The 24,385-nt window shown below is 71.5% G+C and carries 27 protein-coding genes, 1 tRNA gene and 1 other RNA gene; 15 read left to right on the top strand and 14 right to left on the bottom strand.

Annotated elements, in window-relative coordinates:
* Positions 1-3 precede the first annotated feature (3 nt).
* A complete protein-coding gene (locus tag CWOE_RS22550; protein ID WP_012935956.1) occupies positions 4-984 on the bottom strand; it encodes a PstS family phosphate ABC transporter substrate-binding protein in 981 nt (326 codons plus the stop codon).
* Positions 981-1,370: a winged helix-turn-helix domain-containing protein gene (locus CWOE_RS22545; RefSeq protein WP_160165555.1), complete on the bottom strand. Its 390-nt coding sequence runs from the start codon at positions 1,368-1,370 to the stop codon at positions 981-983. The genes CWOE_RS22550 and CWOE_RS22545 overlap by 4 nt, the downstream gene beginning before the upstream one ends.
* A gap of 198 nt (positions 1,371-1,568) precedes the next feature.
* On the opposite strand from CWOE_RS22545, the gene CWOE_RS31250 reads away from it, so the two are divergent.
* The 3 genes from CWOE_RS31250 to CWOE_RS22530 all read left to right on the top strand — a co-directional run bounded on the left by CWOE_RS31250 (position 1,569) and on the right by CWOE_RS22530 (position 3,327).
* Entirely contained in the window at positions 1,569-2,492 is a 924-nt protein-coding gene (locus CWOE_RS31250; RefSeq protein ID WP_049793372.1) for a GGDEF domain-containing protein, read from the top strand.
* Positions 2,493-2,579: 87 nt separating this feature from the next.
* Positions 2,580-2,777, top strand: coding sequence for a hypothetical protein (locus CWOE_RS22535; protein WP_012935953.1), 198 nt, complete (start codon positions 2,580-2,582; stop codon positions 2,775-2,777).
* A 52-nt stretch (positions 2,778-2,829) separates the two neighbouring features.
* A complete protein-coding gene (locus tag CWOE_RS22530; RefSeq protein ID WP_012935952.1) occupies positions 2,830-3,327 on the top strand; it encodes a ferritin-like domain-containing protein in 498 nt (165 codons plus the stop codon).
* A gap of 19 nt (positions 3,328-3,346) precedes the next feature.
* Here CWOE_RS22530 and CWOE_RS22525 read toward each other — a convergent pair whose 3' ends face one another.
* Complete coding sequence (locus CWOE_RS22525; protein WP_012935951.1) at positions 3,347-4,723, bottom strand: PucR family transcriptional regulator; 1,377 nt, start codon at positions 4,721-4,723, stop codon at positions 3,347-3,349.
* A 93-nt stretch (positions 4,724-4,816) separates the two neighbouring features.
* Between CWOE_RS22525 and CWOE_RS22520 the strand changes: the two genes are divergently transcribed.
* Positions 4,817-5,845, top strand: coding sequence for a class I SAM-dependent methyltransferase (locus tag CWOE_RS22520; RefSeq protein WP_012935950.1), 1,029 nt, complete (start codon positions 4,817-4,819; stop codon positions 5,843-5,845).
* On the opposite strand, the gene CWOE_RS22515 is transcribed toward CWOE_RS22520, so the two are convergent.
* The 3 genes from CWOE_RS22515 to CWOE_RS22505 all read right to left on the bottom strand — a co-directional run bounded on the left by CWOE_RS22515 (position 5,846) and on the right by CWOE_RS22505 (position 7,453).
* Complete coding sequence (locus CWOE_RS22515; protein ID WP_049793371.1) at positions 5,846-6,556, bottom strand: SigB/SigF/SigG family RNA polymerase sigma factor; 711 nt, start codon at positions 6,554-6,556, stop codon at positions 5,846-5,848. It lies immediately after the preceding gene.
* A 112-nt stretch (positions 6,557-6,668) separates the two neighbouring features.
* Complete coding sequence (locus tag CWOE_RS31245) at positions 6,669-7,085, bottom strand: ATP-binding protein (protein ID WP_012935948.1); 417 nt, start codon at positions 7,083-7,085, stop codon at positions 6,669-6,671.
* Positions 7,076-7,453 carry an STAS domain-containing protein gene (locus CWOE_RS22505; RefSeq protein WP_081425473.1) on the bottom strand — a complete coding sequence of 126 codons (378 nt, stop codon included), beginning with the start codon at positions 7,451-7,453 and terminating at the stop codon, positions 7,076-7,078. The genes CWOE_RS31245 and CWOE_RS22505 overlap by 10 nt, the downstream gene beginning before the upstream one ends.
* A gap of 57 nt (positions 7,454-7,510) precedes the next feature.
* On the opposite strand from CWOE_RS22505, the gene CWOE_RS22500 reads away from it, so the two are divergent.
* On the top strand, positions 7,511-9,499 hold the full coding sequence (locus CWOE_RS22500) for an acetoacetate--CoA ligase (RefSeq protein ID WP_012935946.1): 1,989 nt from the start codon (positions 7,511-7,513) through the stop codon (positions 9,497-9,499).
* Positions 9,500-9,538: 39 nt separating this feature from the next.
* Positions 9,539-10,189 carry a TetR/AcrR family transcriptional regulator gene (locus CWOE_RS22495; protein WP_012935945.1) on the top strand — a complete coding sequence of 217 codons (651 nt, stop codon included), beginning with the start codon at positions 9,539-9,541 and terminating at the stop codon, positions 10,187-10,189.
* 11 nt (positions 10,190-10,200) lie between these two features.
* Here CWOE_RS22495 and CWOE_RS33600 read toward each other — a convergent pair whose 3' ends face one another.
* Positions 10,201-10,416, bottom strand: a complete 216-nt coding sequence (locus tag CWOE_RS33600) for a hypothetical protein (RefSeq protein WP_012935944.1) — start codon at positions 10,414-10,416, stop codon at positions 10,201-10,203.
* A gap of 154 nt (positions 10,417-10,570) precedes the next feature.
* On the opposite strand from CWOE_RS33600, the gene CWOE_RS22485 reads away from it, so the two are divergent.
* Genes CWOE_RS22485 through secG form a run of 4 tightly spaced genes read left to right on the top strand, consistent with a single transcriptional unit; the run spans position 10,571 to position 13,867 of the window.
* A complete protein-coding gene (locus CWOE_RS22485; protein ID WP_012935943.1) occupies positions 10,571-11,044 on the top strand; it encodes a cytochrome c maturation protein CcmE domain-containing protein in 474 nt (157 codons plus the stop codon).
* Positions 11,045-11,075: 31 nt separating this feature from the next.
* On the top strand, positions 11,076-13,277 hold the full coding sequence (locus CWOE_RS22480; RefSeq protein WP_012935942.1) for a heme lyase CcmF/NrfE family subunit: 2,202 nt from the start codon (positions 11,076-11,078) through the stop codon (positions 13,275-13,277).
* A gap of 8 nt (positions 13,278-13,285) precedes the next feature.
* Positions 13,286-13,627, top strand: a complete 342-nt coding sequence (locus tag CWOE_RS22475) for a hypothetical protein (RefSeq protein WP_012935941.1) — start codon at positions 13,286-13,288, stop codon at positions 13,625-13,627.
* 12 nt (positions 13,628-13,639) lie between these two features.
* Positions 13,640-13,867, top strand: coding sequence for a preprotein translocase subunit SecG (gene secG, locus CWOE_RS22470; RefSeq protein ID WP_012935940.1), 228 nt, complete (start codon positions 13,640-13,642; stop codon positions 13,865-13,867).
* Between the two features lie 128 nt (positions 13,868-13,995).
* On the opposite strand, the gene CWOE_RS22465 is transcribed toward secG, so the two are convergent.
* Positions 13,996-14,742, bottom strand: a complete 747-nt coding sequence (locus tag CWOE_RS22465; RefSeq protein WP_041733327.1) for an HD-GYP domain-containing protein — start codon at positions 14,740-14,742, stop codon at positions 13,996-13,998.
* 11 nt (positions 14,743-14,753) lie between these two features.
* Positions 14,754-15,611: a sulfurtransferase gene (locus CWOE_RS22460; RefSeq protein WP_012935938.1), complete on the bottom strand. Its 858-nt coding sequence runs from the start codon at positions 15,609-15,611 to the stop codon at positions 14,754-14,756.
* A gap of 90 nt (positions 15,612-15,701) precedes the next feature.
* On the opposite strand from CWOE_RS22460, the gene CWOE_RS22455 reads away from it, so the two are divergent.
* The gene (locus CWOE_RS22455; protein WP_041733326.1) at positions 15,702-16,478 is read left to right on the top strand and encodes a phosphotransferase; all 777 of its coding nucleotides are present in this window, start codon (positions 15,702-15,704) and stop codon (positions 16,476-16,478) included.
* Positions 16,475-17,092, top strand: coding sequence for a hypothetical protein (locus tag CWOE_RS22450; RefSeq protein WP_012935936.1), 618 nt, complete (start codon positions 16,475-16,477; stop codon positions 17,090-17,092). The genes CWOE_RS22455 and CWOE_RS22450 overlap by 4 nt, the downstream gene beginning before the upstream one ends.
* 145 nt (positions 17,093-17,237) lie before the next feature.
* Here the strand turns inward: CWOE_RS22450 and CWOE_RS22445 are convergent.
* Positions 17,238-17,322 (bottom strand) — tRNA-Leu (locus tag CWOE_RS22445).
* Between the two features lie 151 nt (positions 17,323-17,473).
* On the opposite strand from CWOE_RS22445, the gene lexA reads away from it, so the two are divergent.
* From lexA to rnpB, 3 genes are all read left to right on the top strand, one after another.
* Entirely contained in the window at positions 17,474-18,088 is a 615-nt protein-coding gene (lexA, locus tag CWOE_RS22440; RefSeq protein ID WP_012935935.1) for a transcriptional repressor LexA, read from the top strand.
* Positions 18,088-18,396 carry a hypothetical protein gene (locus CWOE_RS22435; protein ID WP_012935934.1) on the top strand — a complete coding sequence of 103 codons (309 nt, stop codon included), beginning with the start codon at positions 18,088-18,090 and terminating at the stop codon, positions 18,394-18,396. Before lexA ends, CWOE_RS22435 begins: the two co-directional genes overlap by 1 nt.
* Before the next feature lie 105 nt (positions 18,397-18,501).
* Positions 18,502-18,842: RNase P RNA component class A (gene rnpB, locus CWOE_RS31775), an RNA gene on the top strand.
* 394 nt (positions 18,843-19,236) lie between these two features.
* Here rnpB and CWOE_RS22430 read toward each other — a convergent pair.
* The 4 genes from CWOE_RS22430 to CWOE_RS22415 are packed head-to-tail and all read right to left on the bottom strand — an operon-like array spanning position 19,237 to position 24,384.
* Entirely contained in the window at positions 19,237-20,355 is a 1,119-nt protein-coding gene (locus tag CWOE_RS22430) for a DUF2600 family protein (RefSeq protein ID WP_148261117.1), read from the bottom strand.
* Between the two features lie 42 nt (positions 20,356-20,397).
* Positions 20,398-23,088: an ABC transporter permease gene (locus CWOE_RS22425; protein WP_041730841.1), complete on the bottom strand. Its 2,691-nt coding sequence runs from the start codon at positions 23,086-23,088 to the stop codon at positions 20,398-20,400.
* Positions 22,994-23,671 carry an ABC transporter ATP-binding protein gene (locus CWOE_RS22420; protein ID WP_012935931.1) on the bottom strand — a complete coding sequence of 226 codons (678 nt, stop codon included), beginning with the start codon at positions 23,669-23,671 and terminating at the stop codon, positions 22,994-22,996. The genes CWOE_RS22425 and CWOE_RS22420 overlap by 95 nt, the downstream gene beginning before the upstream one ends.
* Positions 23,668-24,384: an ATP-binding cassette domain-containing protein gene (locus CWOE_RS22415; RefSeq protein ID WP_012935930.1), complete on the bottom strand. Its 717-nt coding sequence runs from the start codon at positions 24,382-24,384 to the stop codon at positions 23,668-23,670. Before CWOE_RS22415 ends, CWOE_RS22420 begins: the two co-directional genes overlap by 4 nt.
* Position 24,385: the final 1 nt, after the last annotated feature.

Genomic DNA, 24,385 nt, shown 5'->3' with positions numbered 1-24,385 from the left:
AGGTCAGCCGGCCGACCCAACCAGTCTGTCGAGCTTCGTTCTGTTGTCCGCCAGCTGGGCGTCGGTCAGGCCGATGAAGCCGACCTGCTCGGCGATCGAGTTGACGTTCGCGAGGTAGTACTCCATGAAGGCGTCGAACGCGGGGTTTCTGAGCGCTCTGGCGGACGGGTAGATGAACAGCGGCCGCGCAAGCGGTCTGTAGGTGCCGTCCTGCACCGTCTCGGCGGACGGAGCGACGCAGCCGGAGCCGCCGTCGATCTCGAGCGCTCTGAGCTTGTCCGAGTTCTCCTGGAAGAAGGAGAAGCCGAAGTAGCCGATGCCGCCCGGCGCGCCGGCGACGCCCGTGACCGTCTGGTTGTCGTCCTCGCCGACGTTGTTGTAGTCGGTGCGCTGCGCGCCCTCCTCACCGTCGACGGTCTCGGTGAAGTACGCGAACGTCCCGGAGTCCGTGCCGGGACCGAAGGCAGCCAGCTCGGCGTCGAATCTCGGGTCGGTGCCGGTGACCTCGTTCCAGTTCTTGACCTTGGAGTTCGCGCCCCAGATCTGTCTCAGCTGGTCGGTCGTGAGGCAGCTGATCGGGTTCTCCGGGTTGGCCACGACGGTGAGCGCGTCGTTGGCGACCTGGAGCTCCTCCCACTCGACGCCGCCTCTTCTGCAGGCGGCCTCGGTCTCCTCGTCGATCGCGTCGGAGGCGTCGTTGGCGTCGGTCTCGCCCTGGCAGAACTTCTCGAAGCCGCCGCCGGTGCCGGACGTGCCGACGGTGATTCTGACGTCGGGGTTCTCGCCCATGAACTGCTCGGCGATCGCCTCGGTCAGCGGCGCGACCGTGCTCGAGCCGTCGATGCGGATCGAGCCCGAGACCTTCGCGTCGCCGCCGCTGCCGCTCGTCGAGGCGGTCGACGAGTTGTCGTCATCGCCGCAGGCGGCAAGGCCCATGGCGAGCACTGCGGCGCCGCTGAGGGCGGCAAGGCGCAGTCGGTTCACAGCACACTCCTTTTGTCTTCGCTGATCTCCGCCGGTGCGACGTCCTCGTCGGACACCTCGGCGGGTTGGGGGGAGAAGCGGTAGCCCAGGCGGTAGTGGGTGTGGATGAACGTCCACCCCGGGAGCGCCCGGTCCAGCTTCGATCGCAGCTTGCGGACGTACACGTCGACCGCACGGTCGCTGGGGACCATCGGCTGGCCCCAGCAGAGCTCGTACAGCAGCTCACGCGAGAGCACCTCGTCCGGGCGCCGCATCAGCTCGACCAACAGCTCGAACTCGCGCGGCGTCAGCGGGATCACCTGCCCGTCTGCCCGGGCGGTGTACGCGGCGGGGGCCACCTCCAGTGCACCCGCGCGCAGCTTCTCCTTCGCGTTGCGTGACGTCACGCTCGGCAGGATCGCCCGGATCCGTGGCCGAGGAGTTATCGAGTTGTGAACCGTCCGTGAAAGCGCTGTGTCCGCCGCGTGGGGCGGCGCGCTGACGCTCAGGGCCTGCATCGCTCAAGCCGCGCGGGCGCGCTGCCGACTGAGTTCGAGATGGATCGATCTCGTTGGCTGGGGTGGCGGCACACCATCCCGACCGAGGTGGCAGTGCTCGCGTTGCTGCTGCACGTCTCCGCGCTGCTCTGCCTGCTCGGGGTGCTGTTCCCGTTCTCGCCGCAGTCGCCGGTCGAGTTGGGCCGCGTGCTGTTCCCGTGGGGGTTCGTCTACGGCGGGGCGCTGCTGGTCGCGGGTGCGCGGACGCCGTCGTGGGCGCTGCACGGCGGCGTCGTGCTGGTGACGGTCGCGGCGAGCCTGCTGATGAGCCAGGCCGCGACGAGCGGCGGCGTGATGGTCAACGCGTGGTGCTTCGCCTGGCTGGCCGTCTACGTCGCGCTGTTCTTCGCCCGCCGCGCGATCTACCTGCACGTCGCCCTGATGACGGTCTGCATGGCGATCGCGATCGCGATCGCCGGCCTGCCGGGGACGCTGATCGCGTTCGCGATCATGACGATCACGATGTGGACGGCGGCGATCGCGCTCGGCTCGCTGAGCGAGCGGCTGCGCTCGCAGGCCGACGGCGACCACCTCACGGGGCTGCTCAACCGCAACGGCTTCACGAAGGCGGCGACGCGCGAGCTTGCGCTGGCGAGCCGCACGGGCAACCCGCTCACGCTCGCGCTGATCGACCTCGACGGCTTCAAGCGCGTCAACGACGAGCACGGTCACGCGGCCGGCGACCGGCTGCTCGCCGATCTCGCGCGCGCGTGGGAGGCGGCGCTGCGGCCCGGCGACCTGCTCGCGCGCTTCGGCGGCGACGAGTTCGTCGTGCTGTTCCCGGCGACCCGGGAAGACGATGCGCGCAGCGCGCTGAGGCGGATGCACGAGGCGCATCCGGCCAGCTGGTCCGCCGGCGTTGCGCAGTGGGAGCACCAGCAGACGCTGGAGGCGTGCCTCACGCGCGCGGACGCGCGCCTGTACGCGGCCAAGGCGACGCGGTCCGCCGTCCCGTTGACGTCCGGGCGCTGACCTCCCCGGCGCGCAGCGGGCGCGCTGACTCGCGCAGCGCGCAGGGCGTGCTAAGTTAGGCCCACCTTCTTAGGGCGACCTAACCGAATGCTGAACGACACCGCGACAGAGCACACCGAAGAATTCCCCCACGTCGGCTTCCGCGCGAGGCGCTGGCTGCGCTTCGAGCGCGACCTGCACGCCTGGCTCGCGACCCCCGAAGGTCGCTTCACGGCGTGGTGTGCCCAGCAGCAGGTCGCCGTTCCGGCGACCGCGCCGCTCGACAGCGTCGACTCGCCCCGATAGCGTCCGCTCCAAGTGCGGCCGGCGGGCGGCCGCCCGGCCTCAAGGAGCTTTCATGCCTGCAGTACGGCACGCATCGGCAGGGATCCTCGCGGACAGACACGCGGACAAGCGGGAGGAGATCGTCCAGCTCCTGACGCGCGCGTACTGGATGGAGATGGAGACCGTGATGAGCTACCTCGCCAACGCGGCGAACCTCGACGGCATCCGCGCGGAGGAGGTCGCCGAGGCGCTCAACGCCGACGTGACCGAGGAGCTCGGGCACGCGCGCAGATTCGCCGAGCGGATCAAGGAGCTGTACGGCACGCCGCCCGGGTCGATGGAGTTCACCGCGGAGCAGTCGTTCCTGCAGCCGCCCGACGACGCGACCGACGTCGTGACCGTGATCAAGGGCGTGATCGAGGCCGAGGCCGGCGCGATCGAGCACTACACGCGGATCATCGAGGCGTGCGACGGCGTCGACTGGGCGACGCAGGACATGGTGATCGACGTCCTGCGCGACGAAGAGGGCCACATGCGGCAGTTCGAGCGCTACCTGCGCGAGTTCGAGTAGCGCTCGCGCGTCGCGTCGCTCACTCGTCGCCGTTGAGCGCGCGAGCGCGCAGCGCGACGCTCAGCTCGAAGCGGGCCTCGGGGTCGTCGAGCGCGTCCCCGAGCAGCTCCCGCAGCTGGTTGAGGCGGTAGCGGACGGTCTGGACGTGCACGCCCAGCTCGTCGGCGATCGCCTGCGGGCGCACCGGATGGGCGAGCCAGCCGGCGAGCGTCTCCAGCAGCCGCTCGCGCTGACGCTCCGGGAGCGTGTCGAACGGCGTCAGGCGCCGCTGAGCGACGGCGCGCGCCAGCTCTGGCGCGGCACTCAGCAGCAGGTCGATCTCGTGGTCGTCGCAGCGCAGCAGCGCGAACGGCGCGGCATCCGGATCGGGCGCCGCGGCGGCGTCGGGTGCGGTGGAGGGGGAGAGGGCGACCGGGCGCAGCACGTCCGCCCGGTCGAGCAGCGCCTCGGCACGAGCGAGGCTGCGCGCCGCGTGCTCGGGCTCGACCGCGGGGCCGACCGCGAGCGGCGGCTCCAGCTGCTGCGCCTGCGCGGCGCGGGTCAGCCAGCGCTCGCCCTCGTCGTCGTCGGCGACGACGAGCGCGCGCCGGCCGCCGTCGACGGTCGCGGCCAGCACCCGTGCCGGACCGGCGAGCGCGGCGCCGGGCGGCGGCTCGATCGGCAGGGCCGCGACGGCGACGCGGACGCGGGCCGGCAGCGACCAGTCGGCGGCCGCGGCGGCGGCCGCGAGCGCCTCGGGCGCGCTCGGGCGGTCGCTCAGCAGGAGCGACGCGAGCCGTTCGCGGCGGGCCAGCTCGCGTCGCAGGGTCTCGGCCTCCTGCGCGGTGAAGCCGGCGAGCGCGGCGACCGAGAGCGCGTCGACGGTCGCCAGCACCTCCGCCCCGAGCGCGAAGATCGCCTCCGGCGCGAGGTCGCGGCTGATCGGCAGCGCCTGCGCGCCCTCCCACATCGCCAGACCGCCGAGCCGGTAGAAGGCGAGCAGCTCCGAGAGCGAGCGGCCGGCCGCCTGCTGCGCACGGCCGTGGGCCTCGAACAGCGCCGTGTCGTAGCCGGCGCCGCCCGTGCCGCCGCAGTCCGTGCCGGCGCCGCCCGTGCCGGCGCCGCCCGTGCCGCCGCAGTCCGCGCCGCTGTCGCCGGTTCCGCGGCCGCTCTCGTCGCGGTCGCCCGCGTCACTGCCCGTCCACGCGCTGGCGTCGAGCCGCGCGAGGAAGTACTCGACCGCCGCGTGCGCGCCGAGGCGGAGGTTGCGCAGCGTCGCTCCGTCCGGCGTGGCGCCGGCGGGCGCGTCGGCCTGCACGCGGACGATCACGGCATCGGCGAGCGCGTCAGAGCTGGCGCGCAGATGACGGGTGACCTCCGCACGCGCGGCGCGCGGATCACCGTTTCCAGCGACCATCGGACCAGCCTAGAGGGAACCTATGAAAGCGCGCGTCGGTTCGTGCCAGATTCGCGTAGATAAGCGTAGGGATCGTCCATAACGTGCCGTTCCATGACCGCGACCGCACCGCACCGACCGTTCACCGAGCAGCACATCGGGCACACCGAGCTGCGCGACACCCATCGGATCGACCTGCGCCGCACCGAGCGCGACGCGTTCGCCGACGCTCGTCCGGTCGACTGGAGCACGCTCACGTGGAAGGACGCCGGCCGGCCGTACCGCGTCGAGAACTGGTCGAGCCAGAAGCTCGAATGGGAGGCCCGGCACGGCGAGCAGCTGCCGGTGCCCGAGGCGTGGTCGATGTTCAACAGATCGTTCCAGTCGCTGTTCGACACGAACCCGATGCAGGCGCGCCTGAACGCGCTCAAGAAGGCCGGCGTCGCCGTCACCAAGCGCGAGCTGCGGGCGGCGTGGGAGGCGATGGGCGAGGTCGTCCAGTGGACTGTCTGGAACCGGGCACAGCGGGTCGAGGACACGATCTGGGACCCGCGCGCGAAGCGCTCGCTGTTCGCCGGCCTCGACGTCGAGAAGCCGCGGATCCTCTTCCTCGGCGCTGCCGACGGCTACGAGGCGATGCTGCTGTCGGCGATGTACCCCGGCGGCGAGGTCGTGCTCGTCGACTACGACGCGTGGTGCGAGGAGGGCCGTTTCGGCGCCTTCCCGGCGGCGTACCCGTTCCTCGGCAGCGATCCGCGCACGGGCGCCGAGCGCGTCTGGTACCGCGAGGAGATGAACATCGACTTCGTCGTCTCCGACATCCGCGACCTGCCGTACGGGCGCGAGTTCGACGTCGTCGTCTCGATCGGGCTCGTCGAGCATTTTCCCGACGCGTACAAGCCGACGGCGTTCGAGTTCCACCGCCGCTTCGTCAAGCCCGACGGCTACTGCGTCATGACGACGCCGCGCCTGCACCCGCGCACGCGGATGTTCTACCTGCTGTTCGGCGACCTGATGAACTTCAGCTACCGCGAGCTGATGGACGTCAGGCAGCTCGGCCTGTACGCCTGGGAGAACGGCTTCGAGGTGCTGCGGCACGGCCAGATCAAGACGCACAACGGCGTCATCTGCCGCGCCCGCTAGCTACCGCGTCAGCTCGTGCAGCTTGTCGAGCGACTGCCGCAGGAGGCGTGAGATCTGCATCTGCGAGACGCCGATCTCGGTCGCGATCTCGCTCTGCGTCAGGTCGTCGACGAAGCGCATCCGGATGATCCGCTGCTCGCGCTCGGGCAGGTGCCGGAGCGCCGGCCCGAGCAGAGCGCGCGCCTCGGCGGCTCTGTAGCCCTCCTCGACGTCGCCGAGCGTGTCGGCGATCGTCGCGTCGCCCTCGTCGTCGTGCCCGGCGGGGGTCGCGAGCGAGAGCGCGGTCCGGTTCGCCAGCGCGCCGAGCGCCTCGACGACCGCCTCCAGCTCCGCGCCGGTGCGCTCCGCGATCTGCCGCGGCGTCGCGACGGCGCCGGTCTCGGTCTCGATCGCCTCGGCCGCCGAGCGCACCTTCAGCGCCAGCTCCTGCGTGCCGCGGGCGACGTGGACGCCCCAGCCGGTGTCGCGGAAGTGGCGCAGCAGCTCGCCGACGATCGTCGGCTGCGCGAACGTCGAGAAGCTGTGACCGCGGTCGGGGTCGAAGCGGTCGACCGCCTTGATCAGGCCGACGGACGCGACCTGGACGAGGTCGTCGAGGCTCTCGCTGCCGCGTCGATAGCGCCGCGCCAGCGCGCGGGCGAGGGGGAGGTGCTCGGCGATCAGCGCCTCACGCGCCCGACCGTCTCCGTTACGCGCTCTCGTCGCCAGCATGCGTGTGCGAAGCGGCGAGCTGACAGAGCGCGAACGCGACGCGGCGGCGGGCAGGTGTGCGAGGTTCGTTGCGGTTCCCATGTGTCACACGGTTACCCATGGCGCGTCGGGGTTATGCGCGATCGGGGACCTCTTCCGTGTCGTCCCGGCGCTCTGGTCGCAGGTCGAACGTGAGGTGCAGGCGAGTCGCCGCGCCGTCGTGGTCGAGCTGCAAACCCGTCGCGACCGCCGCCATCAGCGCCATCCCCATCCCGAGCCCCGGGCTGTCGTCACGCGCGCGCAGCCCGCTGCCCTCGTCGGACACCAGCACCTCCAGCAGCGCCCCGTGCGGCGCGGCGTCGACGGTCAGCGTCCCGGGCTCCTCCAGCTCGCGGTAGGCGTGCAGGACGACGTTCGTGCACGCCTCGCTGACGGCGAGCGCGACGTCGGCGACGACCCGCTCGGACGCTCCCAGCTCGCGCGCCAGCGCCGACAGCGCGTGACGCGCCTCCGGGACGCTCGCCGCGACGGCGGGCAGCGTCAGCCGCACGGCTCGTCGGCGAACGGGAGCGACGCTTCGAGCCCTGTGATCGCGAAGACCCGCTGCACCGGCTCGATCCCCCGCACCAGCCGCAGTCTCACCCCGCTCGACGCCGCACGGTCGCGTGCCTCGAGGATCGTGCGGAGCCCGCTCGAGTCGAGGAAGGTGAGTTGCCCGAGGTCGATCTCCAGCAGCTGCGTGTCGCCGTCGAAGGCGCGCGCGAGCGCGTCCTCGACGGTCTCGACCGCCGCGAGGTCGAACTCGCCGCGCAGCCGCATGCGGTAGGTCCCGCCGAGCTTGGCGGCGTGCAGCCCGAACGGGCCGTCGTGCGCGTTCCCGATGTCGTGCTCGATCGTCATCGCGCTCTCTGGTCGCATCGTACACTCGCCGCGGCACCCCGCGGCACCGCATCGCGTAGATTCCGCTGCAGAGAGATGACCGCCACGAGCGACACGGCACCGCCGGTCCTCTGGAGGCCCGACCCACAACGGGTCGAGCGCTCCACGATCGTGCGCTTCACGCGCTGGCTCGCCGCCGAGCGCGGCGTCTCCGCGGACGGCTACGACGCGCTGTGGCGCTGGTCGGTCGACGACCTCGAGGGCTTCTGGGCGGCGATCTGGGAGTTCTTCGAGGTGCGGGCGCACACGCCGTACGAGCGGGTGCTCGGCCGGCGCGAGATGCCGGGCGCCGAGTGGTTCGCGGGCGCGACGCTCAACTACGCCGAGCACATCTTCGGCGGGCGCGAAGACGACGCCGTCGCGATCCGCCACGCCGGCGAGCTGCGGGCCCTCGCCGAGATGACGTGGGGCGAGCTGCGCGAGCTGACGGCGCGGATCGCGGCCGGTCTGCGGGCCGAGGGCGTCGGCCCCGGCGACCGCGTCGTCGCGTACGTGCCGAACGTGCCCGAGGCGATCGCGGCGTTCCTCGCGTGCGCGTCGATCGGTGCGATCTGGTCGAGTGCGTCGCCGGACTTCGGCGCCAGAGGGGTCGCCGATCGCTTCGCGCAGATCGAGCCGAAGGTCCTGCTCGCGATCGACGGCTACCGCTACGGCGGCAAGGACTTCGACCGCCGCGAGGTCGTCGCCGAGCTGCAGGCCCAGCTGCCGACCCTGCAGCGCACGATCGTCCTCAGATACCTCGATGCGGACGCGGACCTCGGCGGGCTGGGCGACACGGTCGCGTTCGACGCGTTCGCGGCGGCGGCGGGGGAGCAGGTGCCGCCGCTGACGTTCGCGCCCGTGCCGTTCGACCAGCCGCTGTGGGTCCTCTACTCGTCGGGCACGACCGGTCTGCCGAAGGCGATCGTCCAGGGGCACGGCGGGATCCTGCTGGAGCACCTTAAGAAGCTCCACCTGCACCTCGACGCGCAGGAGGGCGACCGCGTCTTCTGGTTCACGACGACCGGCTGGATGATGTGGAACTTCCTCGTCGGCGTGCTGCTGACGCCGGCCTCGATCGTGCTCTACGACGGCAATCCCGGCCACCCGTCGATGGACACGCTGTGGCAGCTCGCGGAGGACGCGCAGATCACGACGTTCGGCACCAGCGCGAGCTACATCGCCGCGTGCATGAAGGCGGGCATAGCGCCCGGCGCCGGCCACGATCTCAGCGCCCTCCACAGCGTCGGCTCGACCGGCTCGCCGCTCGCGCCGGAGGGCTTCGAGTGGGTCTACCGCCATCTCGGCGCGGACACGTGGCTGTTCTCGACGAGCGGCGGAACGGACGTCTGCACCGCCTTCGTCGGCGGAGTGCCGACGCTGCCGGTCTACCGCGGCGAGCTGCAGTGCCGCGCGCTCGGCGCGAAGGTCGAGGCGTTCGACGCGCACGGCAGATCGGTCGTCGGCGAGGTCGGGGAGCTGGTGCTGACCGAGCCGATGCCGTCGATGCCGCTGTTCCTGTGGGGCGACGGGGACGGGTCGCGCTACCGCGAGTCGTACTTCGACATGTACCCGGGGATCTGGCGCCACGGCGACTGGATCGAGATCACGCCGCGCGGGACGGCGATCATCAGCGGCCGCAGCGACTCGACGATCAACCGCGGCGGGATCCGCATGGGGACCGCCGAGATCTACCGCGCGGTGCTGGCGCTGGAGGACGTGGTCGACGCGCTCGTCGTCGACCTGCCCAAGCCCGGCACCGACGGCTGGATCGCCCTGTTCGTCGTCCTGCGCGCGGGCGTCGAGCTCGACGACGCGCTCGTCGCCGCGATCCGCCGTCAGATCCGCTCCGACTGCTCGCCGCGCCACGTGCCCGACGAGATCGAGCGGATCGCCGAAGTGCCGCGCACGCTCTCGGGCAAAGCGCTGGAGGTCCCGGTGAAGCGGATCCTGACCGGCACCCCGCCGGACAGAGCGGCCAGCCGCGACGCGCTCGCGAACCCGCACGCGCTCGACTGGTTCGCTGAGCGCGCCGCGCGCAGATGATTCACCGCAGACTCGTCACTTGTTGGTAAGACTTCCGGTGTGAGCCAATGGTTGCCGGGCGCCAAGGCGTCCTCCACTCAGACCGCAGAACGCCGCCGGCTGCCCGCCTCAGAGCGGCGCGAGCTGATCCTGGCGGCAGCCGTCAGGCTGTTCGCCGAACGCGGCTACCACGGCACGTCGATGGACGGGATCGCCGCCGCGTCGGGGATCTCGAAGGCCGTCGTCTACGACCACTTCGACTCCAAGCGCGAGCTGTACACGGTCCTGCTCGACACGATCCGGGCTGACATCGACGCGATCATCGAGGCGGCGATCGAGCCGGTGCCGAACGAGGAGGACCAGCGCATCCATCCCGCGATCGAGGCGTTCTTCCGCTTCGTCGAGGACTATCCGGACGCGTGCCGGCTGCTGTTCCTCGAAGTCCAGGGGACGACCGAGGTGGCCGAGATCGTCGGCCAGCTGGAGGAGCGCGTCGCCGAAGGGCTCAGCGCCTCGCTCGGGAGCGACCCGACGATCTTCGGCGGACATCCCGAGCGCGAGCGCCAGCTGCAGATCCTCGCGGAGCTGCTGAAGTCGGCGATCCACGGGCTCGCGAGCTGGTGGTACGTCCACCCGGACGTGCCGCGCGAGGACCTCGTCGAGCGCACCGTCGCGCTCGTCGGTCCGGCGATCGAGGCGGCGCGGCGCTAGCGAGACGCCGGCTACCAGGCCTGCGCGGTGCCGCAGTGCGGGCAGCCGACGCTGGTCGTCACGGGGGCCTCGAAGATGAAGCCGCAGTGACAGTGGTAGAGCGCGCGATCCTCGGGACCGCCCGCGTCGCGCTCGCGACGCCGGGGCGGGTCCGCGGGGAGGGCGCGCGGCGCCCCGAGCGCCACGGTCCGCGTCGTGTCGCGCCCGGTCCGTGGGCGCTTCGTCATGCGGGGGTGTCGGAGTTGCACAGTCATCGGTGTTAACAGCGCGACCGCCGATTGGTTTCGCCGCTTGTGCGAGAAACCCTCACGTCATGGCGCGGACGCGGCCGGATCGCCGAGGGGGAGCCGCGACGCACGCTCCTGCGATACTGGCGGGTCGATGGACCCGAGTCGCAAACGCCGAATCCGCCTCGTCGTCGCGGCGACCGCCGCGATGCTGCTCGCCAGCGCGCTGATCTACACCAGCTTCAGCGCCGGCAGCGACGAGAAGACCGCCGGGCAGCTGCTCGAGAGCGCGAGAGCGGGCGAGACCTACACGCTCGCCGGCACGGTCGCGCCGAACTCGGTCAGACGCGAGGACGGCGTGCTGTGGTTCCGCATCCTCGACCCGCACAGAGAGGTCTCCGCGAGAGTGCGGTACACGGGACTCGTGCCCGATCCGTTCCGCGAGGGCCGCGGCGTGATGATCAAGGTGCAGCTCGACAGAAACGGCCTCAAGAGCAGCCACGACACGCTCTTCATCGCCGAGAAGGACTCGATGGTCACGAAGTGCCCGTCGAAGTTCCAGGTCGCGCCGGAGGACCTGCCGAGGGGCGCCCCGGAGGACCTCCTCAGAACCGCCCCGACGACCTGATGGCGATCGGTCCGGCGACGGAGCCCTGCTGATGGCGACGGTCGGTCGCGCACTTCTCTTCCTCGCCTTCGCGGTCGCGCTCTACGGGATCGCGGCCTCGCTCTACGGCGGGATCAAGCGCGAGCGCGCCTGGGTCGACTCCGGCCGGCGCGCGTTCATCGCGCTCGCGGGCGTCCTGACGATCGCCTTCGGGATCCTCGAGGCGGCGTTCCTGCGCTCGGACTTCTCGTACGCGCTCGTCGCGTCGCACTCGAGCACGACGACGCCGACGTTCTACAAGGCGACCGCGGTCTGGTCCTCGCAGGAGGGGTCGCTGCTGCTGTGGGTCTGGCTGCTGTCGATCTGGTCGAGCCTCGTGCTCCACATGACGCGCCGCAGCCTGCGCGAGATCGCGCCGTACGCGCAGGCGGTGCTGTTCGGCTTCGCGACGTTCTTCCTCTTCCTGACGGCGTTCAAGGAGAACCCGTTCGACACGCTCGCACTGGTGCCGCAGGAGGGCACGGGCCTCAACCCGCTGCTGCGCCACCCGGCGATGATGTTCCACCCCCCGATGCTCTACTCGGGGTACACGCTCTTCTCGATCCCGTTCGCGTTCGCGATCGGCGCGCTCGTCACCAACCGGGTCAACGCCGAGTGGATCCAGGGCACGCGGCGGTTCGCGCTCGGCGCCTGGCTCGCGCTCGGGATCGGCATCGTGCTCGGCGCGCGCTGGTCGTACACCGAGCTGGGCTGGGGTGGCTACTGGGCTTGGGACCCGGTCGAGAACGCGTCGCTGATGCCGTGGCTGACCGGGACCGCGTTCATCCACTCGGTGATGATCCAAGAGAAGCGCGGCATGCTGAAGGTCTGGAACGCCTCGCTGATCCTCGCGACCGGCACGCTCGCGATCATGGGCACGTTCCTCGTCCGCTCGGGGATCCTCGACTCGATCCACGCGTTCGGCGCCTCGACGCTCGGCGTCCCGTTCCTGATCCTCATCAGCATCATGGTGCTCGGCTCGATCGGGCTCGTGCTGTGGCGGCGCGAGGCGCTGCGCTCCGAGCACTCGATCGACTCGCTGCTGTCGCGCGAGGCCGCCTTCATCCTCCAGAACATCCTGCTCGTCGGCCTCTGCTTCGTGATCTTCTGGGGCACGTTCTTCCCGCTCATCTCCGAGGCGGTGACGGGCACGAAGGCGTCGGTCGGGCCGCCGTGGTTCGACCGCTACACGACGCCGATCGCGTTCGTGCTCGTCGCGCTGATCGGGATCGGGCCGCTGATCTCGTGGCGCCGCGCGACCGCGGCGAACCTCCGCCGCAACCTCGCGATCCCGCTCGGAGCGGGCGCTGTCACGCTCGTCGGGCTGCTGTTCGTCTCCGGTGCGACGAAGGAGCCGAAGGCGCTCGTCTTCGCCGCGCTCGTCGCGATCGTGCTCGCCGGCGTCGGTCAGGAGCTGTGGCGCGGGACGCGGGCGCGCCGGGCGATGTCGTCGGAGTCGCCGCCGGTCGCGCTCGTCTCGCTCGTGCGCCGCAACCGCCGCCGTTACGGCGGCTACACCGTCCACGCCGGCTTCGCGATCCTGCTGTTCGGCGTCGCGATCTCGTCGTCGTTCGAGCACTCCAAGGATGTCTCGCTGAGACCGGGCCAGGCGGCGACGATCGGCGGCTTCGACGTCAGATACGTGCGCGCGTACTCCGACCCGGGCGCTGAGAAGATCGTCTTCGGCTCGACGCTCGACGTCTCCAAGGACGGCAAGCACGTCGCGACGCTGAGAACGTCGCGCGGCTTCTACCCGTCGCAGGACCCGACGCTGGGGATCCTCGGGCGCTTCTTCCAGGGCGAGGCAGAGAGCGAGGTCGGCCTGCGGGCCGGCTTCGGGCGCGACATCTGGACGGTCGTCAACCCGGACCTGATCCCGCTGGAGCCGATCATCGACCAGGGCAACCGCAGATTCGCCGAGGCGATGAGAGCGGTCGTCGGCGACGGCACCAGAACGCCCGACACGGGTGCGGTCAACGAGCTGTTCGCGCTGCGCGACCAGGCGGTCGCAGCGCTCGCCGAGCGGTGGGTGAGGAGACCGTGGACGGCCGACTTCCGCATGATCGTCTCGCCGATGGCGACGTGGATCTGGATCGGCGCGATCATCACCTTCTGCGGCGGCGCGATCGCGCTCTGGCCGGCTCCCGCGACGGCTCGACGGCGCGTCACCGCCACGTACGCCGCGCGGCTCGCCAAGGACCTCGCGAGAGCGTAGGCGCGACGATGGAGTTCCTGATCGTCCTCGCCGTCTTCCTCGCTGTCGTCGTGTTCGTCGCCGGGCCGCTGCGGCGAGGGCGGGTGGCGGAGGTCGAGCGGCGCGAGAGCGCCGAGCTGGCCGACCTGGAGGCGGCGAAGGAGGCGAAGTACCGCGAGATCCGCGACGCGGAGATGGACTTCCGCACCGGCAAGCTGTCCGAGCCGGACTACCGCGCGCTCGACCGCGGCCTGCGCGCGGAGGCGATCCAGCTGCTGCGGCGGATCGACGCGGTCAAGCCGGCCGCGTCCGCGGCCGCGCACGACGCTCCTGCCGCCGCTCCGCCGCGCTCGGACGCGCCGGTCGGGTAGGATGGCCTGAGCATGTACACGCTTCTCGCCGTCCTCCAGGTCTTCATCGCCGTCGTGCTGGTGCTGCTGATCCTCATGCACTCCGGAAGAGACACGGGTCTCTCCGGCGCCTTCGGCGTCGGCACGGGCTCGGGCCCGTTCGGCGGCGGATCGCTGGTCGAGCGCAACCTGAATCGCTGGACCATAGGGTTCGCGATCGTCTTCGCGCTCAACACCGTGCTCATGCTCCGCTTGGGCTGAGCGCGCCCCGCCGCGCGCCGCCCTGGTTTCGTGCGCGCCGCTCGTCGAGCGCGCGCTTCGGCCGCGCGCTGCTTGCTGCCCGCCCGCGCTGCTCGCCGCGCCGCCGCGCTGCTTCCTCGTGCGTCCGCTCAGGCGAGCGTGATGCGGATCTGGTCGAGCGCCTCGTCGTCGAGCGCGGCGAACGCCGCCGCGACGTCCGGGTCGAACTGCGTGCCGGCGGCGTCGGCGATCACCGCGCGCGCCGAGGCGAACGACGCGGCGGCGCGGTAGGGCCGGTCGCTCGTGAGCGCGTCGAACGTGTCGGCGACGGCGAAGACGCGGGCTGCGAGCGGGATCTCGTCGCGCGCGAGCCGGTCCGGGTAGCCGGTGCCGTCCCAGCGCTCGTGGTGGGAGCGCACGACGTGGCGGGCCTCGCTGAGGAAGTCGATCCCGCTGACGATCTCGTCGCCGATCACGGGGTGCTGGCGCATCGCGTCGCGCTCGGGCACGGTCAGCATCCCGGGCTTGTGCAGGATCGAGTCGGAGATCGCGACCTTGCCGATGTCGTGCAGCAGGAAGCCGAACTCGATGTGCGGCTCGTCGACGCGCATCCCGCAGGCGCGGGCGAGCGCGAGCCCGTACGCCGCGACGCGCTCGGCATGCTTGCCGGTGTACGCGTCACGCGCCTCGACCGCGTCGGCGAGCGCGCGGACGGTCGCTTCGTAGGAGCGCCGCAGCTCCAGCGCGCGCAGGTGCTCGCGCTCGGACGCGCGCCGCAGCCGTTCGGCGTAGCGGCGCAGCTCCTGCGCGCGCTCCTCGGCCTCCTGCTCGCGCAGCGCCAGCTCGCCACGAAGGCGGTCGAGCTCCTCGCGCAGCTGCTCCAGCTCTTCAGTCATCATCCGTCAGCCTACCCCGCTGTCTCGTCTGTTGAGCCCGGGCCGGTCTCGATCGGCAGGTCGCGCGCGACCCAGTCGCTCCACGAGCCGGCGTACAGCTTCGCGTCCTCGCGCCCGGCGGCGGCGAGGCCCAGCAGCAGCGCGCACGCGGTCACGCCCGAGCCGCAGGAGGCGACGAGCGTGCGGTCGCGCTCGCCGAGCACCTCGGCCGGCGGCGGGAAGGCGGCGGCGAGCGGCACGCTGCGCGCGCCCGGGATGTGCCCGGCGACGGGGTCGACCGGCTCCTGCTCGCCGCGGAAGCGCTCCGGCGCCCGTGCGTCGAGCACGAGGAACCCGCGCTCGGCGGGAGGCAGCGCACGGTCGCGGACGAGCTGCTCGGCGGTGACGACGTCGTCGCGCAGGTGGGCCGGATCCGGGGCGAAGTCGCCGGGTGGCGGCGTCGGCTCCTCGCCGGCGTGCAGCGCGCCGCTCCAGGCGGCGATCCCGCCGTCGAGGACGGCGACGTCGTCGAAGCCGCAGTGGCGCAGCAGCCACCAGAGGCGGGCGGCGCCGCCGCTCATCGCGTCGTCGTAGGCGACGACGGTCGTGCCGCTGCCGATCCCGGCGCGCCGTGCGGCGGCGGCGAAGCGCTCGAGCGCGGGCAGCGGATGGCGGCCGCCGAGTGGGCCCGTGCCGGCGGGGCCGGGCGCTCCCGGCGGATCGGAGAGGTCCGCGTCGAGGTCGAGGAAGGCGGCGCCCGGGATGTGGCCGGCCGCGTACGCGCGCCGGCCGGCGGCCGGGTCGCCGAGCGCGAAGCGGCAGTCGACGACGCGCAGCCGCGGCTCCTCCAGCCGCGCGGCGAGCCAGTCCGTTGAGACGAGCGGGTCCATCGCAGGCGGTTGATTCCACGTGCGCCGCGGCGCTCCTGCGCGCAGGGCGTGCGGATGCAGATGCGTGCGCCGTTCTACGATGCCGGGCCGATGACCGACGACCGCTCCGGCACGCCGCTCGACGACGGATGGGACAGCCAGGCGACGCTCGTCGACGGGCGCTGGATCGACCGCACGCCGCGGCGCGCGGAGGTCACGCCGCGACTGCGCGCCGAGGTGCGCCTGCTGGGCTGGCTCGCGCCGCGGCTGCCGCTGGCGGTGCCGCGCCCGTTCGTCGTCGGCGAGCAGCCGCTCGTCGTGCGGCACGCGCTCGTTCCGGGCGAGCCGGCGCCGGAGCTGACAGCCGCACACGGGCGCGAGCTGGGAGCGTTCCTGCATGCGCTGCACGCCAGCGACGCGGCGGAGGCGGTGGAGCACGACGCCCCCGGGCCGGCCGCCGCGCTCGCCGAACGGCGGGCGGAGCTGGAGCGGATGCGCACCGTGGTGCTCCTGCTGCTGCCGGCCGCGCGGCGCGGCGACGGCGACGCGCTGCTCGACGCGATCGCGCAGCTGCCGGCCGCGGCGCTCGTCCACGGCGACCTCGGCCCGGAGCACGTGCTCGTCCAGGACGGGCGGCTGAGCGGCGTGATCGACTGGTCCGACGCGCACGTCGGCGATCCCGCGATCGACCTTGCATGGACGTTGCACGGTGCAACCTCGGCGTTCGCGTCCGCGCTCGCCGAGCGCTACGGCGTCGACGCCGAGCTGCGCGCCCGTGCGCTGCTGTGGCACCGGCTCGGGCCGTGGTACGAGGTCCTGCACGGCGTCGAGACGGCGGCGCCGGAGACGGTCGCATCAGGGGTCGACGGGGTGCTGGCGCGCCTGTGAGTGGACGGCGCCGCGCGCAGCTGGTCGACCGCGACGTGCTCGGCCGCGTCGGCTTCACCGACCATGCGATCGAGCGCTTCGCCGAGCGGGCCGGGCTCGACACCGCCCAACGGCGCGCGGTCGAGCCGATCGCGCGCGACCTGCTGATGCAGGAGGGCCGCGTCGTCGGCACGCCGCCTGCCTGGTACCGCTCGTCGAACACCGCCGACGGCTATCTGCAGACGGGCGACTGGCTGCTGTTCGTCTGCCGCGCGAGCAGACGCCGCGCGAGCGCCTACGACGTCGTCACGGTCCTCTGCAACGGAGACTCGACGACGTGGAGCCGCGCGCTCGACCGGCGGCTCATCTACACGCCGCCCCCGCTGCCCGCCGCGCCGGCGCCGCGCCGGCGCCGGGTCGGCTGGGCGGGCTCGATCGTGGCGGGGCTGCGGCTGCGCCGCGAGCGCGGCGGCATCGGCCGGCTGGAGGCGATCCGGCAGGCCCACCGCGAGCGGCGCCACGCGGCGTCCGCCGCGGGGCTGGAGGCCGACCGCGCGGCGTACGACGCGGCCCGCCGGCGTCATCGCGAGGCACGCGAGCGCGCACGCGAACGGCACGTGCGGATGTGGGGGTGAGGGGGCTTGAGCAGGGCTGGTCGGTGGCTCGTGCTGGAGGAACACCGCGCGATCGGCGCTTGGGCGCGCGGCGCGCTTGCGGGCGACCGCTGACGCCACAAGGCGAAGGCCCCGCCGGGGCGGGGCCTTCTGATACTGCTCACAGTGCGGTCGAGAGGACTCGAACCTCCACGGGGTTATCCCCCACAAGGCCCTCAACCTTGCGCGTCTACCAATTCCGCCACGACCGCGTGGGGGAGCGCAGTATAGCCGTGAGGATCGTCTGAGGACGCCTCGCCGCGGTCCGTGCTCCGGTCTGCTTCTTGGAGTCCGTCCGAGCCGTCGCTAGTATGTCGAACACATGTTCGTCTCGGCCAACGGAAACGAGGAGTGCGTCGCCTGATGGTGGACCTCACGAAGCGCCAGCAGGAGATCTTCGAGTTCATCAAGCAGTACTCGTCGCGGCACGGCTACCCGCCCACGGTGCGTGACATCGGCAAGGCGGTCGGACTCGCGTCGTCCTCGACGGTGCATGCGCACCTGGCCAACCTCGAGAAGGTCGGGCTGCTGCGGCGGGATCCGTCGAAGCCGCGTGCGATCGAGCTGCTCGACAAGGCGGTCGACGGGATCAAGAGCATCGTCAAGCCCGCCGGCCTGCCGCTCGTCGGCCAGGTCCAGGCCGGTCAGCCGGTGCTCGCCGAGGAGGAGATCGAGGACTACATCGAGACGCCGGCCGTTGCGGGCGGCGCGGAGGGCGAGTACCTCCTGCGCGTGCGCGGCGAGTCGATGAAGGACGCCGGCATCCTGCCCGACGACCTCGTGGTCGTGCGCAGACAGGAGACGGCACGTGACGGCGAGATCGTCGTCGCCTTGGTCGGAGAGGAGGCCACCGTGAAGCGCTTCTTCCAGGAGACGGACCACATCCGTCTGCAGCCGGAGAACTCCGCGATGGAGCCGATCCGCACCAAGGAGGTGCAGATCCTCGGGAAGGTCATCGGCCTCATGCGGAGTATGTGATGGGAACGCTCGTGGCGGATCGCATCGAGCGCCCGCTCTCGCTCTTCGACCAGGTCGAAGCGCCTGCTCCGGCGCGAGCGCCCGAACAGGACGCCGCCGTCGGCGGCGAGGAGCATGTGCACGACGGCGTGGGCGGTGAGCCGACGCTCGACGACATGATCGTCGGGGCGTGGGAGGGGCTCATCGCCCAGGCCGCCGTGGCGTGCCCTCTGTGCGAGGGCACGCTGCGGCCGCTCTACGGCGACGCCGGCGGCGCATCCCCGCCGATCGCCGCCCGCTGCGACAGCTGCGCCACGACGCTGTCGTAGGCGGCCCGCGCGTCGCCGCGCGCCGTCCACCCCTCCCGGCGAGCGGCTCAGCCGGCGATGCCGTTGCAGGGGTGGTTCTCGGTCGACGTGGCGGCTACTCTGGATGGTGCGAGACAAGCAGTCGCGGAGGTGCCGTAGAAGCCTTCGAGGAAAGTCCGGACATCACAGGGCAGGGTGGTCGGTAACGCCGACCCGGGGAAACCCGCGGGAAAGTGCCACAGAAACACACCGCCTACGTCCGCAGCTTCACGTGGGCTGCGGGCCGGCAAGGGTGAAAAGGTGCGGTAAGAGCGCACCGGCGTCGCGGTGACGCGGCGCGTCCAGGCAAACCCCACCCGATGCAAGGTCAAGCCGGACCGCTTGCAGGCTGCCCGCCAAGGTCCAGGTCGGCCGCACAGATGGATGGCTGCTCACGACAGAATCCGGCTTATCGTCTCGCTAAGGAAAAGCCCCGCTCCGGCGGGGCTTTTCTATTGGGCGATTCGCCAGAGAATCGACACGCTAGGCCGGACCGGCGCCCAACAGCGATCGCTTTGAACCGCACGGCGCGCGCGCCCGGCCAACACAGGACCGGCATCGCATCGCACGACGACCACGACGCTACCAGCCGTCCAGACGGATTCTCGACCCGTCTTGGCTGGGATCGGCGACGGGCTGGCGGCCTAAGCTGCGAGCGCGTCGATCCGGCTGCCTGACCGGCGATGGTGTTCAAAACCCGCCCCAGTTGTGGACCCGCGACTGGCGATAGAGCCGAATCTCGATGCTGGGAGTCAATCGTGGGTTTGACCCCCGTTGCGCCCGCCTCCGGGGAGTGTCAGTGACAGGATCGTCCAATCGAGACTATGCCCCGCTGCCGATCGCGTCGCGCACGCGCTTGGCGGCCCGCCAGGTGCCGAAGATCGCGAGGATGGGTGTGAGGGTCGGTGTCAGCTCGGCTTTCACGCGCGCTGTCGTTGTGCGTGCGGGTGGCTGTCGCGCACCGGGGTCGGAGAGGTAGTAGCCGGCGACGCCGGCCACTGTCATCAAGTGGTGTGCGCCGTTCGGGAGCCGGCCCGTGGCAGTCGCGGCGCGTCGGGCGATGGTCGCGAGGCGGGTGGCCGCGGCGTCTTCGTTGGCGTAGTAGGAGATGTATGAGTGCCCGTTCTCGTGGCGGTCGCGGTCGCGGTCGACGAGGCTGTCGAGGAGCGTTGAGAGGGTGCATGTGAGCAGGTAGGCGTGGCCGATCGCTGCTGCGGTCGCGGGTGTGGTGCGGTCGTCGGCAGCAGCGGCGATGAGCGCATGTACGGCGAGCACGGACGCGGCGCCGCCGGCCGCGTACTCCCACCATTCGAGGTCGAGTTCGTCGGCTGCTGGGGTGCTCCAGCGCCGCACCGGTTCGGTCCCGTGGTGGGCGATCAGGTGGGTGTGTGTTTGTGCCTCGGCGCACCGCGTGGCTGCGTGGAGCGCGGCCGGAGCGACGGTGGCGGCGGCGGGCAGTCGCAGAAACGCGGCGCGGCTGGTGGTCACGAGCAGGTCGAGGTAGCCGCCGTCATCGTGGGTCAGCCCTTGGTAAAGGTGCTGGGTCGTGATGGTCAGGTTGCCGAGCACGGCCGGGAACGCGTCGTAGAGGTGGTCGCCTGCGCCGGTCACGCTGGCGTGCTCGCTGGCGCCGTCGAGGTAGTCGTACATGACTTCGACCGCGACGATCGCTCTCACGACGGTCCGGCGGAGGTGAAAGGGGGCGAGCGTCGCGAGGGTGGCGGCGACCTCGGCGTTGAACTTCTCGGACGCGATCTTCTCGCGTGCGATCGTGCGCCATCTCGCGGTTGGGATCACCTCCGCTCGCTGGGTCCAGTGACGGAGTTCGCGGCGAACGATCGGTGCGACGGTTGGCCAGTAGCGGGCATTGGCGGCGGCGAGCGCGCGCAGCGCTGATCGTGGGGATGCGGCTGGAGCTGGGGGCATGCGCCCAGTCTCCACCGGTGGTGACGCGGTTCACGTCAGCTCTGGAAGGTTCTGCGTCTAGAGGTCGAACGCCCGTTCCGCGCTGACGCGGGCGGCGAACCACCCGGGGATCGCGACGACGACCATCGCGGACGCGAGCACGAGCGTGAACGTCACCAACGCGGGCCAGGTGGCGATGACGATGTCGACCGGGAAGCCGGTGATGTCGACGAGGTAGCGGTCGATCACGATCTGGCCCAGGACGCCGACGACGGCGCCCGTGAGGCAACCAGCGCCGACGACCAGTGCGGATTCGATCAGCAACGCCCGCCATCGCTCGATCGGGAGGACGCCGAGAAGCGCGTCCTCGGCGAGGCGTGGGCGGCGTTGCCAGATCGCGGCGCCGAGCGCGGCTGCCATTGCGAGACATGCGGAGATGAGCAGCAGGGTCGAGATCTGGCCGAGGCGGGCCAGGCCGCTTCGCGCTGAGGTGACGATCCCGTCGCGTCGCTGCTCGGCGGTCTGAACGTGCAGGCCCGAGCGCATGTCGGCAAGTTCCTCGGTGAGCGTGCGGGCGACGGTCTGAGCGGTGGCGCCAGCGGCGAGGTCGACTTGGAGTGCGCTGGGATCGTCGGTGTCCCACCACGCGCGGTAGTCGGCGGCGTTCATGACGACCGCGCCCGGACTCCAGCCGAGGTTGCTGGTCGTCGAGGCGACCTTCAAGCGACGCGGTCCGGTTGGGGTCGGGAGCGTGATCGTGTCGCCGACCTTCGTGTCGAGCGTGGAGGCGAGCTGTTCGGAGATGCTGGCCCAGCCGCCGGAGCGGATGCGGGCGTCGGCGCGCGCGGCTGTGCCGTCGCGCATCTGGCTGGGTGGGACGAGCGCGCGGTCGGAGGATGGTCGGGCGATGACCCAGACGCGCCGGTCGCCGATGTCGAGGAAGCCCCCGTAGTAGCTGCGAACTGCTCGGACGCCCGGCACGGCTGCCAGTCTGTCGAGGTCCGCGCGGTTGATCGGAAACGCGTTGGTCGCCTGGTTGTCTCTGGCGTGGATGATCCACAGGTCGGCCGTGCCGACGTAGTCGTCCGTGTACGCCTCGATGCCGCGCAGCAGATCTTGCCGTGCGCCGCCGATCGCGACCGCGCCGAAGACTGCGACCGCACCGGTCGCGGCAAGTGCGAGGGAGCGCAGTGTCGTGGCGCGCAGCTCCCGTACCGCGACTGAGAGCATCACGAGGCGGGGACTTCGCCGCTCGATCGCCGACGCGCCCGCGACGATCGCTAGGAACGTGGCGGGCACGGCGAAGACGGTCGCGACCGCGAACAGGCCGCACGCGACGAGCGCTGCAGAGGGCAGGAAGGCGAGGATCGCCAGCGCGCCGACGATGAGCGCTGCGGCTGCGACCAGCAGGCGCAGCGTCGTACCGCGCGCGAGCGCCTGTCCAGGATCCTCGTCGCTGTCATAGACGCTCTCAAGCGACCGTCCGGGACGAAGGTCGAGCAGCAGCGGAGCGGAAGCGAGCACACACGCGAGCAATCCGGCGCTGACGCTCACGAGAAGCGGGACGGGCGAGATGACGGTGCGCGAGCCCAGCGTGAATGCCGGAGCGAGATAGTCAGGCGATTCGTGGAGCAGTCCCGTCGCCAACACGAGGCCGAGGACGACGCCGATCGCGCTGCCCACGACGCCCAGCAGAAGACTCTGCACGAGGACGAGCGCCACGACTGTACGGGGCGAGGCGCCGTTGATCGTGATGAGGTCGGCGAGCCACCGGCGCCGTTCAGGAGCGCTGAGCAGAACGGCGTTGAACGCGAGCAGAAACCCGAGCAGGGCGGCGACGATCGCGAAGAACGATGTCGCCTGGCCGGTGGGCTTCAACGCCTCGTCGAGCATCCGCGGCTCGGCGTTGACATCGGCGACCGTCAACCGCCCGCCGGCGAGTCGCTCCAATTGCGCGCGCACCGCACGCTCGCGGCCGGGTTCGGTCTGGACGAGGATGCGGGAGATGCGGTCGGGCAGCGCGGAGATCGCGCGAAGCTGCGGCACCGACATCACGGCGGCGCGCGCGTCCGCGACAGGCCCCAGCGTGTCTGGGCCGACGACGAGCGCCACCGGCACGGTTGCGGCGTGCCCGCGCAGCTCGATCCGAACCGCTGGAAGGCCGGCTTGGGTGCCCGCGTCACTCGTCGGGATGCCGATCGCGGTCGCGGTCGCCTTCGGCAGCACCACGCCTCGGGTGAGCGAGAGCGCCCCGGCCGCGAATGACCGTGTCAGTTGGCCTGACAGGGCGGCAAGGTCGGCGTCGACGGCGACGACGTTGACACTCTGGGTGCCCGACGGGCCGACGAGGACGGCATGTTGCTCCAGCAGCGCGGCGGCGCGCTCGACCCCGGGGATCGCACGAACTCTCGGCAGCAGGTCTTCGGCGGGTACGCCGTTGCCTGACCGTGCCTGCACCTGCAACGTCGCGGCACCGGTCACTCCACGGACGATCTCTTCACTGGAGCGGCTGACGCTGGAGTTCGCCGTCAGGACCGCGAGCGCGAGCGCGACACCGATCGCAATGCCCGTCGCCGCCAACAGCTCGTGGAACGGATGCGCGCGCAGCCGCGCCAACGTGAGGTCGAAGTAGCCGTACGGCCGCATGCTGCTGGTGCGGCGAGCCGGCGGCTTCTCAGGCGGCAAGGCAGCCATCGCGAAGATGCAGAACGCGGTCAGCGGCGCGCTCTGCGCGTTCGTCGTGAGAGACGAGAAGGAGCGCGGCGCCATGGCGTCGAGCGTGGTCGGACAGCAACGTGACGATCTGCTGGCCGGTGGTGGTGTCGAGGTGGGCGGTCGGCTCGTCGGCGAGGATGAGCGGCGGGTTGTTGAGCAGTGCGCGCACGATCGTGACGCGCTGTTGCTCTCCGCCGGAGAGGCGGGCCGGGGTATGCGAAAGACGGTCGCCAAGCCCCACGTCCTCAAGCATCCGCGTCGCGCGCTCGCGCGCTTCGGCACGTGGAACCCCGTCGAGCATGAGCTTCATGAGCGCGTTTTCGAGCGCGCTGGTCGCTGGCGTCAAACGCGGCTTCTGCGTGATGAACCCGACCTCGCGGCGGCGGAACAGCGCGCCGGCTCGAGCGGTCCCGTTCGGCAGCGGCCGGTCGTCGAGCAGCACGCTTCCAGAATCAGGCGTCGTCACGCCCCCGGCGAGCTTGAGGATCGTGCTCTTGCCCGACCCGCTCGGTCCCGAGAGCACGACCGTCTCGCCCGCAGCGATCGTGAACGAGACGCCGTTGACCGCGCGGACGATCTCCGCGCCCGTGTCGTAGTGCTTGACGACGGCGCGCAGTTCCAGCCGCTTGGCGCTCACCGTTGCGCTCGACGCAGCGGGAACACTTCGGCATGCGGGCGCTCGGACGGGTGCGTTTCGCCGTGGACCGCGCCCCCGTAGATCTCCAGTGCGCGATCGGGACCGGGCACGAGATGGGACGCCATCAACACAACGGCGGTGCCCTGGTCGGTGCTCAATGACCGCAGCAGTGCCATCAGCGCATCCCGTTCGATCAGGTCCACAGCGGTCGTGAGGTCGTTGGCGAGCACGAGGCGCGGTCTGCGAACGATCGCTCGTGCGACTGCTGCTCGTACGAGCATGTCGGGCTCGACATCGTGCGGGTGCGAACCGGCGACGCGCTCAGCAGCAACCCGCTCCAATGCTTCGCGTGCGCCGGTGTTCGCCTCCGCGCGCGTCGCCCCACCGAGACGGAGCGGGAGAGCGATGTGCGCGAGCAGCGTCGTGCCGCCGCTGGGAGGGAAACGGTCCCAGCAGACGGCGATCTCACTCGGCACGAGCGAGCGCCGGTGGCGGTAGACGTCGAGGCCGTCGAACCGGACTTCGCCGCTGTCGGGCGGTGCGAGGCCGGCGAGCACGAGCGTCAGTGCCTTGCGGCCGTGCGGCTCCAGACCCCGAATCGCGACGAACTCCCCGCCGTCGATCGTCAGCGAGACAGCATGAAGCGCCAGCACGCTGCGCGGCCCGCGCGCATGCCGTTTGGTGACGTTCTCGGCGACCAGGAGCGGCGGCATC

The organism is Conexibacter woesei DSM 14684 (genome assembly GCF_000025265.1).
In the GTDB taxonomy this organism is placed as follows: Bacteria; Actinomycetota; Thermoleophilia; order Solirubrobacterales; family Solirubrobacteraceae; genus Conexibacter; species Conexibacter woesei.
This window is presented reverse-complemented; position numbering and strand designations above follow the sequence as displayed.